Annotated in this window: 11 protein-coding genes; 3 read left to right on the plus strand and 8 right to left on the minus strand. The window is 74.7% G+C overall.

The window, feature by feature from the left end; all coding sequences use genetic code 11:
• Nucleotides 1–85 precede the first annotated feature (85 nt).
• Together ACIG47_RS12270 and ACIG47_RS12275 are read right to left on the minus strand one after the other, a co-directional pair.
• Complete coding sequence (locus ACIG47_RS12270) at nucleotides 86–2,593, minus strand: ComEC/Rec2 family competence protein (protein WP_397431041.1); 2,508 nt, start codon at nucleotides 2,591–2,593, stop codon at nucleotides 86–88.
• Nucleotides 2,590–3,537, minus strand: a complete 948-nt coding sequence (locus ACIG47_RS12275; RefSeq protein ID WP_397431042.1) for a helix-hairpin-helix domain-containing protein — start codon at nucleotides 3,535–3,537, stop codon at nucleotides 2,590–2,592. Before ACIG47_RS12275 ends, ACIG47_RS12270 begins: the two co-directional genes overlap by 4 nt.
• 420 nt (nucleotides 3,538–3,957) lie before the next feature.
• Here ACIG47_RS12275 and ACIG47_RS12280 point away from each other — a divergent pair, with 420 nt between their 5' ends.
• Nucleotides 3,958–4,827, plus strand: a complete 870-nt coding sequence (locus tag ACIG47_RS12280) for an alpha/beta fold hydrolase (RefSeq protein WP_397431043.1) — start codon at nucleotides 3,958–3,960, stop codon at nucleotides 4,825–4,827.
• A 13-nt stretch (nucleotides 4,828–4,840) separates the two neighbouring features.
• Here ACIG47_RS12280 and ACIG47_RS12285 read toward each other — a convergent pair whose 3' ends face one another.
• The gene (locus ACIG47_RS12285; protein ID WP_397431044.1) at nucleotides 4,841–5,722 is read right to left on the minus strand and encodes a DegV family protein; all 882 of its coding nucleotides are present in this window, start codon (nucleotides 5,720–5,722) and stop codon (nucleotides 4,841–4,843) included.
• 94 nt (nucleotides 5,723–5,816) lie between these two features.
• On the opposite strand from ACIG47_RS12285, the gene ACIG47_RS12290 reads away from it, so the two are divergent.
• Nucleotides 5,817–7,571 carry a helicase HerA-like domain-containing protein gene (locus ACIG47_RS12290; protein WP_397431045.1) on the plus strand — a complete coding sequence of 585 codons (1,755 nt, stop codon included), beginning with the start codon at nucleotides 5,817–5,819 and terminating at the stop codon, nucleotides 7,569–7,571.
• 74 nt (nucleotides 7,572–7,645) lie between these two features.
• Here ACIG47_RS12290 and leuS read toward each other — a convergent pair whose 3' ends face one another.
• Entirely contained in the window at nucleotides 7,646–10,591 is a 2,946-nt protein-coding gene (gene leuS / locus ACIG47_RS12295) for a leucine--tRNA ligase (RefSeq protein ID WP_397431385.1), read from the minus strand.
• Nucleotides 10,592–10,729: 138 nt separating this feature from the next.
• Here leuS and ACIG47_RS12300 point away from each other — a divergent pair, with 138 nt between their 5' ends.
• Nucleotides 10,730–12,103: an alkaline phosphatase family protein gene (locus ACIG47_RS12300; RefSeq protein ID WP_397431046.1), complete on the plus strand. Its 1,374-nt coding sequence runs from the start codon at nucleotides 10,730–10,732 to the stop codon at nucleotides 12,101–12,103.
• Between the two features lie 15 nt (nucleotides 12,104–12,118).
• On the opposite strand, the gene ACIG47_RS12305 is transcribed toward ACIG47_RS12300, so the two are convergent.
• From ACIG47_RS12305 to ACIG47_RS12320, 4 genes are all read right to left on the minus strand, one after another.
• Complete coding sequence (locus tag ACIG47_RS12305; protein WP_397431047.1) at nucleotides 12,119–12,523, minus strand: PPOX class F420-dependent oxidoreductase; 405 nt, start codon at nucleotides 12,521–12,523, stop codon at nucleotides 12,119–12,121.
• Between the two features lie 12 nt (nucleotides 12,524–12,535).
• A complete protein-coding gene (locus ACIG47_RS12310; protein ID WP_397431048.1) occupies nucleotides 12,536–13,183 on the minus strand; it encodes a vitamin K epoxide reductase family protein in 648 nt (215 codons plus the stop codon).
• Nucleotides 13,184–13,240: 57 nt separating this feature from the next.
• Nucleotides 13,241–14,434 (minus strand): MFS transporter, encoded by a 1,194-nt coding sequence (locus tag ACIG47_RS12315; protein WP_397411210.1) that lies wholly within the window; start codon nucleotides 14,432–14,434, stop codon nucleotides 13,241–13,243.
• 78 nt (nucleotides 14,435–14,512) lie between these two features.
• Nucleotides 14,513–15,241 (minus strand): metal-dependent transcriptional regulator, encoded by a 729-nt coding sequence (locus ACIG47_RS12320; RefSeq protein ID WP_397411212.1) that lies wholly within the window; start codon nucleotides 15,239–15,241, stop codon nucleotides 14,513–14,515.
• Between the last annotated feature and the right edge of the window lie 2 nt (nucleotides 15,242–15,243).

Raw genomic sequence — 15,243 nt, forward strand, 5'->3', positions numbered from 1 at the left:
CTCGCTCCGACGTCACCCACGGTAGGCGCGCTGACAGGATCCGCAACGTTTCGCGAGACGTGGCGGTCTCGTGGGTCCCCGCCGGTCAGCAGCCTGCCAGGCCCACCTCCCCGCCGCGCACGACCAGCGCCACCGTGCCGCACTCGTCGGTCCGGACCACCGCTGCCCCGAGGCCCGCGTACAGATCGAGCGCCTCGTCCGTCGGGTGGCCGTAGTCGTTGTCGCGGCCGGACGAGACGAGCGCGACCGCAGGACGCAGCCGACGGGCCAGCTCGACCGACTGCACCGCCGAGCCGTGGTGCGCGACCTTGACGACGTCGGCCGGACCGACCAGCGGGACGAGCGCGGCCTGGCCCGCGTCCTCCAGGTCACCGAGCAGCACCACGTCCAGGCCCGCGGTGCGCGCGGCGAGCACGACACTGGAGTCGTTCGCGCCCGTACCCGCCCCGGCGAGCGGTACCCGCCACGCGACGGTGCCCGCCACGCCCTGGTCACCGGTCCGCGCGGGCCGCACGGGCACGCCCGCGGCCGCCAGCGCCGCCGTCGTGGCCGCGGCACCCGCCGCGGGCTCCGCCACGGGGGACACGAGGGCCGCCGTCACCTCCCGGCCGGCCAGCACCGGGCCGAGGCCACCCACGTGGTCGGCATGGAAGTGGCTGAGCACCAGGAGATCCACCCGCGCGACGCCGAGCCGGTCGAGGCAGCGTCCCGCCGCCGACCCTGCCGGTCCCACGTCCACCACCACGGCCGACGCCGGACCCGTGCGCAGCACCAGCGCGTCGCCCTGCCCGACGTCGCACGCCGCGACCTGCCAGTCCTCCGGCGCCTCCCCACGGGCGACCAGACGCGGCACCGCCGTCGCGACGACCAGGACCACCACCGTGCCCGCCGCCAGGAGCACGGCGGCGAGGGCCGGACCGGACCGGCGCCGCGCCGTGAGCAGCTCGTGCGGGCGGACGGGCTGCATCCCGTGTCGCCCCAGGCCGAGCGCTCCGCGCACGCCGGAGCGGACCGCCGCCCGCCACGCCTCCGGCCAGCCCGGGCGGGGAGCACCGCGCAGCGCCGCCCAGAGCACGAGCCCCGTGACCCCCGCGAGCAGCAGCGCACCGGGTGGCCCGCCGAGCCACGGCGCGGTCGCGCCCGGCAGCGTGGCGCACACGTGGGCGACCGTGGCGATCCACCAGGTGGCGCAGCCCGCCAGCCAGGCGACCGCCCCGGCGAGCACGGGCACCCAGGGCGCGAGCACCGTCGCGACCAGCCCCAGCACGGTGGCCGGCACCACCGCGGGCGCGGCCAGCGCGTTCGCCATCACCGACACCGTGGAGACGGACGGGTCGAGCAGCACGAGCACGGGGCCGCACGCAGCCTGGGCGGCCAGCGGGACGGCCAGCGCGAACGCCACGACCTCCCCCGTCCAGGGGGCGAGCCGCGCGGCCAGCGGTGCGGCGAGCAGCACGAGCCCCGCGGTCGCCGCCGCGGAGAGCGCAAACCCGAAGGAACGCGCCAGCCACGGGTCGACGACCAGCAGCCCCACCACCGATGCGGCGAGCGCCGGTGCCGACTGCGCGGGCCGTCCGGCGGCCACGCCTGCCAGGGCGAACGACGCCATGACCGCTGCCCGGAGCACCGCGGGCTCCGGGCGCACCAGCAGCACGAACGTGAGCGCCGCGAGCGCGACGAGAGCCACCCGGGCCGACCGGGGCAGCCGTGCGGCCGAGCAGAGCAGGGTCAGGACGGCGACGACCACGGCGAAGTGGCCTCCCGAGACCGCCGTCACATGACTCAGCCCGGACACCCGCATCTCGTCGGCGAGGTCGGCCGGCAACCGGGTGGTGTCGCCGATCGCCGCACCGGGCACGAGCCCGCGTGCCTGCGGGGCCAGTGGGTCAGTGACGGCGAGGAGGGCCGTGCGATGGGTGTCGAGCAGGCCGAGGAACGACGGCGGGGCGCGGATCTCGTGCGCGCCGTCCGCGGTCAGGCGTGCGGCGTCCGGGGCGCCGGGGTCGGCGGCACGCAGGGTGCCCGAGACGGTGACCGTGGCCCCGTAGCGCGGTGCGGTGCCCGAGAGGACCTGGACGTGCGCGCCGGCCGCCGTGCTGACGGCCCGGGCGTCGACCGAGCGGGCCGCGAGCACCCAGCGGTACCGGCCCGGTGCGGAGGCGGGCTCGGTGCCCGGACCTACCTCGCCGGGACCGGTTCCCTCGGGCCTCGGACCCCCGGGACCGAACGAGAACGGCTCGGGCTCCGAGACGACGACGCCGCTGAGCGTCACCGTCACGCGCTGCTCGGCGAGGTCGGCGACCGGGGACCGGCCGGAGAGCTGGACGTGGGCCGATAGCGTGACCGCCAGGACGCAGGCGCTGACCAGGGCGCCGTGCGCGAGAACCGTCGGGACGGGGCGGGGCGGGACGGCGAGACGGGGCCGGACGGCGAGACGTCGCGCGGCCACCGCGACCGTCACGAGGCAGGCCAGCGCGACCACGACCGCGGCCCACCGGGTCACCGGTCCGCTCAGCCCGGACCCCGGCCCCGTCAGCAGCCACGCCGCTCCCCAGGCCGCCAGCGCCGCGGGTGCGAGCCGCAGGTCGGTCACGGCCCGACCCGGGCGCTGTCGCGCAGCTCGTCCAGCGTCGCCGGGCCGATACCCGGCACGTCCTCGAGCTCGTCCACGTCGGCGAAGGGTCCGTTGGTCTCGCGCCACTCGACGATCGCCTGCGCGATCGACGGCCCGACGCCCGGCAGCGCATCCAGCGCCAGGGCGTCGGCCGTGTTGATGTCGACCGTCGGCCCCGCCCCGGAGCCGGCACCCGGGCCCGTCGCGCCTGGTGCGCCCCCGGCCGTCGGTGCGGGACCAGGGGCCGTCTCTCCCGGCCGGGGGACGACGAGCTGCTCGCCGTCGACCACCGTGCGGGCCAGGTTCACGGCGGTCAGGTCGGCCTTGTCCGTGGCGCCACCGGCGGCCCGCAGGGCGTCGGCCACGCGGGCGCCGTCGGGCACCGTGACCAGACCCGGCTTCCGTACGGCACCGACCACGTGGACGAGCAGACCGCCGGTGGGCGGGCTCGCGCCGGGCGTGCTGGACCCGGGCATGCTGGAGCCGGGCTCGCTCTCCGGCGGGCTCGGCGACCCGGCGCCGGTGTCCGGACCGGCCTGAGCGCCGGGACCGGCGCCGGGACCGGCGGAGGTGCCGGCGGACGCGGACGCGAGGGGCACCACGCCGTCACCACGGAACGAGAGCGTGGCGACGCCCAGGCCGAGCAGGAGCACCGCCACCACGGCGACGACCGCCGTCGTACCCGTCAGCGCCCAGCGGCGCGCACCCTGCTCGGCGCGGGGGTCGGCGGGGTGCCCGTGCACCGCGGCGTAGGCCGCCGCCACGCCCGTGGCGGAGCGGCGGGCACGCAGGCGGGTCACCAGCTCGTCCGCGTCGCCGCCCACGCGGTCGGGCGCTCGGCCCGCGTCGTCGTCCGGCGCCCGCAGGTCGGCCCGGCGTGCGTGCTCCTGCCCGTCCCCGGGCACGGGTACGTTCCCGGGCATCGGCGCACGATCAACCCCAGGCGCAGGCACACGCCCGGCCCCGGGCACGGTCCCTGCGCCGGGCACAGGACTGAAGGGCCACGTGTCGGGCGGTCGTCGGTGCGCGGTCTCTGGTTCCATGGCTCAGGACGCTAGGCGCGAGCCGCACCGCCCGGACCGCGTCGGCAGGCGGCCTGTGCACGAACCCCCGCGGGCGGCCCCTGTGGTCGGCCTCCCGCCCGCCCGTGGCCGTTCGGAGGGTCTCGGCGCCCGGCCCGCGAACTTCGTCGGGCGCGCACCGATGAGTTCCGCGGGGTGCCGCCGTCGAACCTGGCACAGAGCGCGCGAACCCGGACCGGGCCGTGCGCCTCGGGCCGGCGGACCGCGCCGGCCGCGAAGACGCCGACGGGATCGGCAGCGAAGAACACGGGAGCGAGCACGATGACCGACAAGAAGACCCTCACCCTCGACGTGCCGGGCGCCGTCCTGACCTACGACGTCCGCGAGCCCGCCACGCCGACGAACGAGCCGCCGCTCCTCCTGATCGGGCTGCCGATGGGCGCGGAAGGCTTCACGACGCTCGCGGGCCACTTCACCGACCGGACCGTCGTGACCTACGACCCGCGCGGGGTCGAGCGCAGCACGCGGGAACCAGGCCAGGACCCGGACGTCACCGTCCACGCGGACGACGTGCACCGGGTCATCGAGGCGGTCGGCGGCGGACCGGTCGACCTGTTCGCCTCCAGCGGTGGCGCCGTGGTCGCGCTGGAGCTGGCCGCGGCCCACCCGGGCGACGTGCGGACCGTCGTCGCGCACGAACCGCCGCTGGCCTCGGTGCTCCCCGACCGCGAGGCCGTCGTCGCCGCCATGGCCGACATCCACGACACCTACCAGGCGAAGGGCTTCGGCGCCGCGATGGCCAAGTTCATCGCGCTGGTCATGGTCGAGGGTGAGCTGACGGCGTCGTACGTCGAGCAGCCCGACCCGGACCCGGCGATGTTCGATCTGCCGACCACCGACGACGGTTCCCGCGACGACCTGATGTTCGGCGTGAACATGCTGGTCCTGCCCCCGTACGAGCCCCGCTACGAGACCATCCGCGCCGGCGCGCCGCGCGTCCTGGTCGCGGTGGGGGCCGACACCGGTGAACAGATGACGGGCCGGGCGGCCCGCGCCGCGGCGGGGCTGCTCGGCACGGAGCCGGTGGCCTTCCCGGGCGGGCACGGCGGGTTCAGCGGCGGCGAGTACGGCCAGCCGGCCGACAAGCCGGCGGAGTTCGCGGCACGCCTGCGGGAGGTCCTGGCACTCTGACGGACGGCGCCCGTCAGTGCACGTGGTCACCCAGGTCCGCGACGACGACGGCGAGCGTGCCCGGGCCGACGTGCACACCCAGGACGGCGCTCAGGGGCGTGACCTCGACGTCCGCCCGCGTACGCGTGTGGAGGCGGCCGGCGAGGGCGAGGGCACGGTCGTGCGCGCCGAAGTGGTGCACGGCGACGACGGGCCGCCGCGCCTCGGCGACGAACCCGGCGGCCAGCTCCAGGAGGCGCTCGGCACCGGCGGCACGGGTGCGCACGCGCTGGGAGAGCTCGACCGCGCCGTCGGACAGCCGCAGGATGGGCTTGACGCCCAGGACGGTGCCGAGCGCCGCGGCGGGGCCGGACAGCCGGCCGCCGCGGCGCAGGTGCTCCAGGGTGTCGACCACGAACACCGCGTTCGCCGTCCCGGCGACCTCGATGGCGCGGGCGGCGACGTGGGCGGCGTCGGCCCCGGCCGCGGCGCACTCGGCCGCCGCGCGGGCCGCGAAGCCGAGGCCTGCGGCGCCGGTCCGTGAGTCCACGGCCCGCACCTGCAGGGGCGAGCGGGCGGCCGCGGTGCCCGCCGACCCCACCGTGCCGGACAGGGCGCCCGACAGGTGCACCGACACGATGGACCGGGTCCCCTCGTCGGCCAGGCCACGGTAGACGGCGGCGAACGCCTCCGGCGGCGGCTGCGACGTCGTCACGTGCTCCCCGTCCGCGACCAGCTCCGCCAGGCGCTCGGGGGTGATGTCCTCGCCCTCCGCGTAGACGTCGTCGCCGACGAGCACGCGCAGCGGAACCACGACCGGGCCGCCCGGCAGACCTGCGGGCAGGCAGGCGGTCGAGTCGGTGACGACCCGCACCTCCTGGGGTGCCGGGCGGGAAGGACGACGTCGGGTGCGCATGACCGCGACACTCTATCCGCGCGGGGAACCCGACCGGTAAACGTGCGGGATCCTCCCCGCGCGCAGCGCCGGAGCCCGACCTAGCATCCGAGACATGTCCGATGCATCGACGCCAGAGCTCGCGAAGCTGCGCGAGGCCGCCGCCGCGGCCCAGAAGGCCCTCGAGGAGGCGGAACGGGCGGCCGAGGGTGCGTCCGCGTCGGGGCCGGGTACTCCGGGCACCGAGCCGGGTGCGGCGTCCGGCGGTGCCGCGGCGCCGGAGGGCTACGCCGCCGAGGTGGCGGCCGGCTACGCGGCCGGGGCCACCCTGCCCCTGGGCGCACTCCTGGAGGGCACCCCGGGCGGCGAGGCGACCCCGAACCCCCAGGTCCAGGTCGGTTTCGCGCTCTCGATGCTGAACCGCCACGGCCTGGTGGCCGGCGCCACGGGAACGGGCAAGACGAAGACCCTGCAGGGCATGGCGGAGGGTCTGTCGCTGGCCGGCGTGCCCGTCTTCCTCGCGGACATCAAGGGCGACCTGTCCGGCCTCGCGGTCCCCGGGGCGGACAACCCGAAGATCGCGGAGCGCGCGGCGAGCATCGGGCAGGACTGGACGCCGACGCGGTACCCGGTCGAGTTCTACTCGCTGGGCGGGATCGGCAAGGGCGTCCCGATCCGGACGACCGTCACGGACTTCGGGCCGATCCTCATGTCGAAGGTGCTCGGCCTGAACGAGACGCAGGAGTCGAGCCTCACCCTGATCTTCCACTGGGCCGACAAGAAGGGCCTGGCGCTGCTGGACCTCAAGGACCTGCAGTCGGTGATCGCCCACCTGACCTCCGACGAGGGCAAGGCCGAGCTCAAGGGGATCGGCGGCGTCTCCGCGGCCACGGCGGGGGTGATCCTGCGCGAGATCGTCGGCCTGGAGGGGCAGGGCGCCGACGTGTTCTTCGGCGAGCCCGCGTTCACGACGTCGGACCTCATCGCGACCAGGGGCGACCTCGGCGTGCTCAACGTGCTGGAGCTGCCCGCCGTCCAGGACCGCCCGCAGCTCTTCTCGACGTTCCTCATGTGGCTGCTCGCCGACCTCTTCCAGGACCTGCCCGAGGTGGGCGACGCCGACAAGCCCCAGCTCGTCTTCTTCTTCGACGAGGCGCACCTGCTGTTCGCGGACGCGTCCAAGGACTTCCTGCAGCAGGTGGTCCAGACGGTCCGCCTGATCCGTTCCAAGGGCGTGGGCGTCTTCTTCGTGACGCAGTCCCCCAAGGACGTGCCCGCCGACGTGCTGGCCCAGCTCGGCAACCGGGTGCAGCACGCGCTGCGCGCCTTCACGCCCGACGACGCCACCGCGCTCCGCGCCGCCGCGCGCACGTTCCCGATGTCGCCGTACGACCTGGAGCGCCTGCTGCAGGAGCTCGGTACCGGCGAGGCGGTGGTCACGGTGCTCACCGAGAAGGGCGCGCCGTCGCCGGTGGCGTGGACGCGGGTGCGCGCGCCGCAGGCCTCGATGGACCCGGCGGGCGACGCGGAGATCGACCGCGTGGTGGCCGCGTCCGCCGGTCAGGCGAAGTACGGCACGCCGGTCGACGCGGAGTCGGCGTTCGAGCTGCTCCAGGCCAGGGCACAGGAGCAGGCGGCGGCACAGGAGGCCGCGGCAGGGTCGGCCACCGCGGCGCAGGAGGAGCGGGAGCTGGCCAAGGAGCGCGCCCGGCTGGAGAAGGAGGCCGCGACCCGTGAGCGCGCGGAGGCCCGGCACAAGGAGCAGTCCGCGCGCGACCGCAACCGCGTGGTGACCTCGCTGGCCAAGACGGCGGGCACGGTCCTGGTCCGCGAGCTGACCCGATCCCTCTTCGGCACCCGCAAGCGCTGACCCTCGTTGAGTGCGGGATCTTCGCCCTTCTGACGCGCAGAAAAGGGCGAAGATCCCGCACTCAACGAGGTGGGTCAGGCCGGGACGATGTTGACCAGGTTGGGGGCCCGGACGATGACCTTGCGGACGCCGCGGCCGTCCAGGAACTTGACCACGTTCGGCTCGGTCAGGGCGGCCGCCTCCAGGTCCTCCGACGAGATGTCGGGGGCGACCTCCAGGCGGGCGCGGACCTTGCCCTGGACCTGGACCACGCAGGTCACCGTGTCCTGGACGAGGTACTGCTCGTCGGCCTCGGGGAACGGCTCGTGCGCCAGCGACTCCTCGTGCCCGAGCCGCGACCACAGCTCCTCCGCGATGTGCGGCGCGATCGGCGCCGTCATCAGGACCAGCGGCTCCACTGCCGCACGCGGCACGGCGGGCAGGCCGGTGAGGTGGTTGTTGAGCGTGATGAGCTTGGCGATCGCCGTGTTCGGCCGCATGTTCTCCATCTCGGCGCGGACGTCGGCGATGGTGCGGTGCACGGCCCGCAGGGTGGCGGTGTCGGGCTCGTCGTCGGTCACGGTGAGCTCACCGGTCTCCTCCGAGACGACGTTGCGCCACAGCCGCTGCAGGAACCGCTGCGACCCCACCACGGCGCGGGTCTCCCACGGACGCGACAGGTCGAGGGGGCCCATCGACATCTCGTAGACGCGGAACGTGTCGGCGCCGTACTGCTCGTACATCTCGTCGGGCGTCACGACGTTCTTCAGCGACTTGCCCATCTTGCCGTACTCGCGGTTGACGGGCTGGCCCTGCCACGTGAAACCGGACTGCTCGTCGCCCTCGACCTCCGCGGCCGGCACGTACTGGCCGCGCGAGTCGGTGTAGGCGTACGCCTGGATGTAGCCCTGGTTGAAGAGCTTGCCGAACGGCTCCAGCGCGGTGACGTGGCCCAGGTCGAGCAGCACCTTGTGCCAGAACCGCGCGTACAGCAGGTGCAGCACCGCGTGCTCCACGCCGCCGACGTACAGGTCGACGCCGCCGGCCGGGCCGGACGTCGGGTTGTGCCGCGGTCCCAGCCAGTACTGCTCCAGCTCCGGGAGCGCAGCCGCCGTGGTCTCGGCCGGGTCGAGGTAGCGCAGGTAGTACCAGCACGAGCCGGCCCAGTTGGGCATCGTGTTGGTGTCGCGGCGGTACGTCCTGGGCCCGTCGCCCAGGTCGAGGGTGACGTGCACCCAGTCGTCGTTGCGGCCCAGCGGCGCCTCGGGCTCGGAGCTCGCGTCGTCGGGGTCGAAGGTGCGCGGCGCGTAGTCGGGCACGTCCGGCAGGTCGACGGGGAGCATCGCGTCCGGGATCGCCACCGGGCGGTCGTCCTCGTCCCAGACCACCGGGAACGGCTCGCCCCAGTAGCGCTGGCGGCTGAACAGCCAGTCGTTGAGGCGGTAGGTGGTGGTGCCCTCGCCGATGTTCTTGCTCTCCAGCCAGGCGATGATCGTCGCCTTCGCCTCGGCGACCCCCAGGCCGTCGAGCGAGATCTCGTCGTTCGAGGACCGCACGGCGACGCCGTCGCCCGCGTACGCACCGGTGTGGTCCTCCGGCAGGCCGCCTTCCGGCTCGACCGTGTGGATCACCGGCAGGTCGTAGGCCTCGGCGAACGCGAAGTCGCGCTCGTCGCCGCCGGGCACGGCCATGATGGCGCCCGTGCCGTAGCCCATGAGCACGTAGTCCGCGGTGAACACCGGGATCTGCGTGCCGTTGACGGGGTTGACGGCGAGGTGGCCGGTGAACACGCCGGTCTTCTTGCCGGCGTCGGCCTGACGCTCGACGGCGGTCTTCGCGGCGGCCTCGCGCCGGTAGGCGGCGACGGCCTCGACCGGGGTGTCGTACCCGCCGGTCCACGCGGAGCGCGTGCCGTCGGGCCAGGCCGCGGGCACCTCGTCGAGCAGCGCGTGCTCCGGGGCCACGACCATGAAGGTGGCGCCGAACAGCGTGTCGGGGCGGGTCGTGAAGACCTCCAGCGCGCCCGCTGCACCGGCCGGGTCGCCCTCGGCGGTGCCGACCACGTCGAACCGCACGTTGGCGCCCACCGACCGGCCGATCCAGTTGCGCTGCATGGACTTGACCTTCTCGGGCCAGTCGATCAGGTCCAGGTCGTCCGCCAGCCGGTCCGCGTAGGCGGTGATGCGCATCTTCCACTGCCGCAGGCTGCGCTGGAACACCGGGAAGTTGCCACGCTCGGACCGCCCGTCGGCGGTGACCTCCTCGTTCGCGAGCACGGTGCCCAGGCCGGGGCACCAGTTGACCGGCGAGGAGTCGACGTACGCGAGGCGCTGGCCGTCGATGACGTCGCGCTGCTCCAGCTCGCTGAGGGCGGACCAGACCGCACCACCGGTGTTGTCGCCGTCGTGCCCCGGGACCGGGCGCGTGCCCGCGGCCAGCTCCGCGCGCAGCTCCGAGATGGGCCGGGCACGGCCCGTGCCGGCGGACGGGCCGGGGCGCTCGGCCTCGGCGTCGTACCACGACTCGAAGATCTGCAGGAAGATCCACTGCGTCCACCGGACGTACCCGGGGTCGATGGTCGCGAACGTACGGCGCGGGTCGTGGCCCAGGCCGAGGCGGCGCAGCTGACGCCGCATGTTGCCGATGTTGGCCTCGGTGGTGACGCGCGGGTGCTGTCCGGTCTGGACGGCGTACTGCTCCGCGGGCAGGCCGAACGCGTCGTAGCCCAGCGCGTGCAGCACGTTGTCACCGCGCATGCGGCGGAACCGGCCGGTCACGTCGGTGGCGATGTAGCCCAGCGGGTGACCCACGTGCAGGCCCGCACCCGACGGGTACGGGAACATGTCCATGATGAAGTACGGGTCGCCCTGCGCCGGGCTGCCGCCCGGCCCCGTAAGTCGCCCCTGCGGGTTCGCCGCGTGGAACGTGCCGCGCTCCTCCCAGATGTCCTGCCAGCGCAGCTCGATCTGCTGCGCGAGGGCCGGGGTGTAGCGGAAACGGGGCTCGTCCGGGGACGTGGTGCGCTCGGGTGCGTCGGGCATTGTCACGGCTGCGAGTCTACCGACCGCGACGGCCCCCGGCCTCGGTTGTCCACAGGTACGAGGGTTCACCCGACATTCGCCCCCGCCTCCCCCGCCGTTCTCCGCCCGGGTGCTCGAATGGCCCGCATGATGCCCTCGTTGCGAAAGACCCTCGCCGCCAGCATCGCCGCCGCCGTCGTGTGGACGGCCTCGACCACCGCGGTGGCCACGCCACCCGCCGCGGGCACCGACAGCCAGAGCACCCGGAGCAGCACCGCACCGGCCCACGGCCGGGCCGACCACGTCGTCCTGATGGCCCTGGACGGCTTCGACGTCGAGTACCTCGACCTGGTCCGGTCGGGCGCCGCAGAACCCGATGTCGCGGCTCTGCGGGGCTCGCAAGCTCACTCCTCAGCCGCAAAGATGCCGAACCTCCAGCGCCTCCTGCGCCGGGGCAGCGTCACCACCTCCACGGGCGTGATGACCTCGATCACCAACCCGTCGTGGTCGTCGGTGGCCACGGGCGCGTGGCCCGCCACGCACCGCAACACGGCCTACTGGTTCGACACCGCGACCGGCACGGCCCGGGGTCAGCAGCGTGACCTGGCGGTACCGACGATCGCCCAGTCGATCCGGGAGCAGGGCGGCACCGTGTTCTCCGCCCAGTGGTTCATCCTGCAGAACTACGGCGTCACCTTCGGCGACCCCGACGGCCTCTACACGCAGCCCGGCGGCGACTGCTCCCGCCGCACCGACGACGCCGTCGCCGTGCTGCGCGGCGAGCCCGTCGACTCGGGCGGGCAGCAGGTGACGACGGACGGCGTGCCGGACCTGGTCGCCGTCTACTGCGACGTGCTGGACGCGATCGGGCACGACGGCGGTGACGACGACCCGCGCATCCCCGCCGCGCTGTCGGACATCGACCGGCAGCTCGGCCGCCTCGTGCAGGCCACCAAGGACGCGGGGGTCTACGGCGACACCGCGTTCGTCCTCACCGGCGACCACGGCATGACCACGTTCGACAAGGGCTTCGGCGCCGAGGGTCTCGCCGCGATCGAGGCGGCCGGCTTCACCCCGCAGATCCTCACCAGCGGGCAGACGCCGGCACCCGGCACCGACGTGGTGATCGTCGTGGGCGGCGTCGCGGACGTGCGGATCGTCGGGGAGCGCGCCGGCGACCCGGCCGCCGTCCGCCGGCTGGAGCGGGCGCTGCGCGGGCTGCCGCAGGTGCGGGACGTCCTCGACGAGGCCGACCAGCGCCGCCTGCGCATGAGCCCGGGCTACGGCGACCTGGTCGTGGAGCCGGAGCCCGGCTGGTCGTTCGGCGCGACCCCGGCCGACGCGGCGGGCCGGCACGGCGCGACCACGGAGCTGCACGTGCCGCTGGTCCTGGCGGGTGCCGGTGTGCGGCCCGGTGTGCACCCGCACGACCCGCGGCACGTCGACGTCGCGCCGACGATCTCGGCGCTGCTGGGCTACGCGCCGCCGTCGGGCAGCGAGGGGCGGGCGCTGCGCGAGGCGCTGCGTCCCTGAGCCGGCGGTGCGGCGCTATGCGGCGCCCGCACCGTCCCGCACGATCTCGATCTCGATCCCGACCGCGGGCCCGCCGTGCCTGCGGGGACTGCCGAGCAGCAGCACGAGCGTGAACCAGCGGAACCGCAGCCCGTACTTCGCGGTCATCGCGCGCCGCGCGGTGCGCAGGTCGGCTGCCGGCAGCACCCGGGCCGTCCCCGCGTGCCACGGCCCGTGCGGCTCCCCGTGGACGTCGGACGGCGCGACCTGCACCCGCGGGTCGCGCCGGATCCGGCGGACCTTCCAGGACCGGGCCGGGGTGTACCCGTACAGCCGGCCCGCGTGCGGGGCGAGCCACACCGGCGTCGTCACGCCGGAACCGTCGGCGCGGAAGGTGCGCAGCGCGAAGTACTCGTCCGGGGGCGGATCGAGCCGGGGCACGTCAGCGGCAGGTCAGAACGAGTCGACGAGCGGTCCGCCCACGGCGAGCAGCAGCCACGCCACGGCGGCCACGTAGCCGATCACCAGGATGACGTGCTGGTTGCCCACGATCGCGTCCCGCAGCCCGGCGGCCACGCGCAGGTCTCCCGACCGCACGCCGCGCACGATCTGGTACCACAGGAGCGGCCACATGATGGTCCACACGACCATGCAGTAGGGGCACAGCGCGACGATCGAGTAGAAGCTGGTCCACATCAGGAAGAACACCAGGCCCTGGCCCAGTACCGTCCCGACCAGCAGGGACACCCAGTACCAGCGCGGCAGGCGGGTGCCGAGCAGCAGCATGACGCCCGTGGTGACCACCACGGGGAACGCGGCGACGCCGATGTACGGGTTGGGGAACCCCAGCAGCGCGCCCTGCCACGAGTCCATGGCTGCGCTGCAGGTGACGAAGAGGTTGATCGAGCAGGACGCCGTCCGGTCCGGCTCGACGAAGGCCAGGTACTTCTCCCACGCCAGCGCGAAGGACGCGATGAACCCGATCCCCCCGAGCACGACCAGGAGCAGCCCCATGGTCCGCGGGCCGGGCCCGGTTCCCGCGGCGACGTCGTGCTGGTCGTTGGTGTCCGACGACGTCGTGGTCGCCCCGGTATCAGTCACGCGCCACACGGTACCGGCGCAGCCTGGAACATTCCTGGGACCAAGGTCCCGGAACCGTCACAAAGTTCCGTCCGCCGGCTGGTGGACCACCCGCTGCCGCCCGAACGCCAGGATCATGCCCAGCCCCAGCAGCGTGACGACGAACCCGGCCCACGCGGGCGCGAGGTAGCCCCACCCGGCGTCGATCACGAGGCCGCCGAGGAACGCCCCGGCACCGTTGGCCACGTTGAGGCCCGCGTGGCACAGCGCCGCACCGAGCGACGGCGCACCCGGCGACAGGTCCATCAGGCGGGTCTGGAAGGCGAGCCCCAGGATCTGGGACGTGACCCCGAGCAGGAAGAGGGACACCAGGGCGGGCACGACCCAGCCGCCGGTGAGCGCGAACAGGACCAGCGACGCCGCGGTGGCGACGAAACCGGTCAGGACGGCCCGCAGCACGCCGTGGTCGGCCAGCCGTCCGCCGATCTGGGTGCCCACCGTCATGCCGACGCCGAACAGGGCGAGCACCCAGGGCACCGCCCCGCCGGGCAGCCCCGTCACCCCGGTCATCGTGGGGGCGACGTAGGTGTAGACGGCGAACATGCCGCCGAACCCGACGGCGCCCGCCACGAACGCGAACCAGAGCGGCGCGTTGCGCAGCGTCGCCAGCTCGGTGCGCACCGAACGGCCGGCGCCGCCCGCCCCGGCGGGCACGAGCCGCCACAGGCCGAGCACCGTGACGAGCCCGAGAACCCCGATCAGCAGGTAGGAGACCCGCCAGCCGAAGACCTGCCCGACCCACGTGGACAGCGGCACGCCCACGACGTTCGCGATGGTCAGGCCCGTCATCATCGTCGCGACCGCCCGGCCGCGCTGGGCGGGGCCGGCCACGGCGGCCCCCACGGCCGCACCGACGCCGAAGAACGCGCCGTGCGGCAGCCCGGCGAGGAACCGCCCGGCCACGAGCCAGCCGATGTCAGGGGCGGCCGCGGACAGGACGTTGGCGACCGTGTAGAACCCCATCAGGGCCAGCAGCAGCCGCTTGCGCGACATCCGCGCCGCGGCCACGGTCAGCAGCGGCGCACCCACGACGACGCCGAGCGCGTACGCCGTGATCGTGTGCCCCACCTGGGGGTCGGTGGCGCCGAGATCGGCCCCGACGTCGGGCAGCAGGCCCATCGCGGCGAACTCGGTGGTGCCGATCGTGAAGCCGCCGACGGCCAGCGCGACGAGCGCGGGCGCGGCGGAGCGCATCGAGGTGCTGGTCGCCATGGGGTCTCCAGGAGGTCGTATCGATTCGAGCGGAGCGTCGGCGACACCGGCGACGAGCAGGGAGGAACTGCGCACAGACTACTCCTGCGACACCCACACGCGGGAGGCCGCCAGCAGTCCCAGGTCCGCCACCCGCTCGACGGGCCGCGGCTCGGCGCCGGGCGCGTCGGGGTCCGGCACGGGGCACGTCCACGTCACGGCGACGGTGCCGGCGAACTCGCGCCGCGTCGTCACCTCGACCCGCATGTCCAGGTCCATCCCGAGCTCGGCGAGGTAGCGCAGAGCCTCGGGGTCGGCGTCGGAGATCCGCACCACCGTGCCACCCTCACCCGCGTGCATGGACGACAGGGGCACCGCCGACGGGCGCACCACCGTGCCGTCCGCGCTCGGGATGGGGTCGCCGTGGGGGTCGCGCGTCGGGTTGCCCAGCCGCTCGGCCATGCGCTCCACGAACACGTCGGAGACCGCGTGCTCCAGGACCTCCGCCTCGTCGTGCACCTCGTCCCAGCCGTAGCCGAGCTGGCTCACCAGGAACGTCTCCAGGAGCCGGTGCCGGCGCACCATCACCAGGGCCAGCCGCCGGCCGTCGTCGGTCAGCCGGATCGCGCCGTACCGCTCGTGCTCGAGCAGGCCCTGGCCCGACAGCCGCCGCACCGTCTCCGACACCGTGGAGGCACCCACACCCAGCCGGTCGGCCAGGTGCTTCGTGGTCACCTTCTCGTCCGACCACTCCTGGGCCGACCACACCGCCTTCAGGTAGTCCTGGGCGACGGGCGTCAGCTCGGCCGGGTCGGTAGCGATGTCCACGC

It is taken from the genome of Promicromonospora sp. NPDC052451 (assembly GCF_044547525.1).
Taxonomy (GTDB): Bacteria; Actinomycetota; Actinomycetes; order Actinomycetales; family Cellulomonadaceae; genus Promicromonospora.

Coding starts and splice junctions, on each gene's coding strand:
- ACIG47_RS12275 (WP_397431042.1), bottom strand. CDS start 3,537: ATGCCCGGGAACGTACCCGTGCCCGGGGACGGGCAGGAGCACGCACGC.
- ACIG47_RS12280 (WP_397431043.1), top strand. CDS start 3,958: ATGACCGACAAGAAGACCCTCACCCTCGACGTGCCGGGCGCCGTCCTG.
- ACIG47_RS12285 (WP_397431044.1), bottom strand. CDS start 5,722: ATGCGCACCCGACGTCGTCCTTCCCGCCCGGCACCCCAGGAGGTGCGG.
- ACIG47_RS12290 (WP_397431045.1), top strand. CDS start 5,817: ATGTCCGATGCATCGACGCCAGAGCTCGCGAAGCTGCGCGAGGCCGCC.
- leuS (WP_397431385.1), bottom strand. CDS start 10,591: ATGCCCGACGCACCCGAGCGCACCACGTCCCCGGACGAGCCCCGTTTC.
- ACIG47_RS12315 (WP_397411210.1), bottom strand. CDS start 14,434: ATGGCGACCAGCACCTCGATGCGCTCCGCCGCGCCCGCGCTCGTCGCG.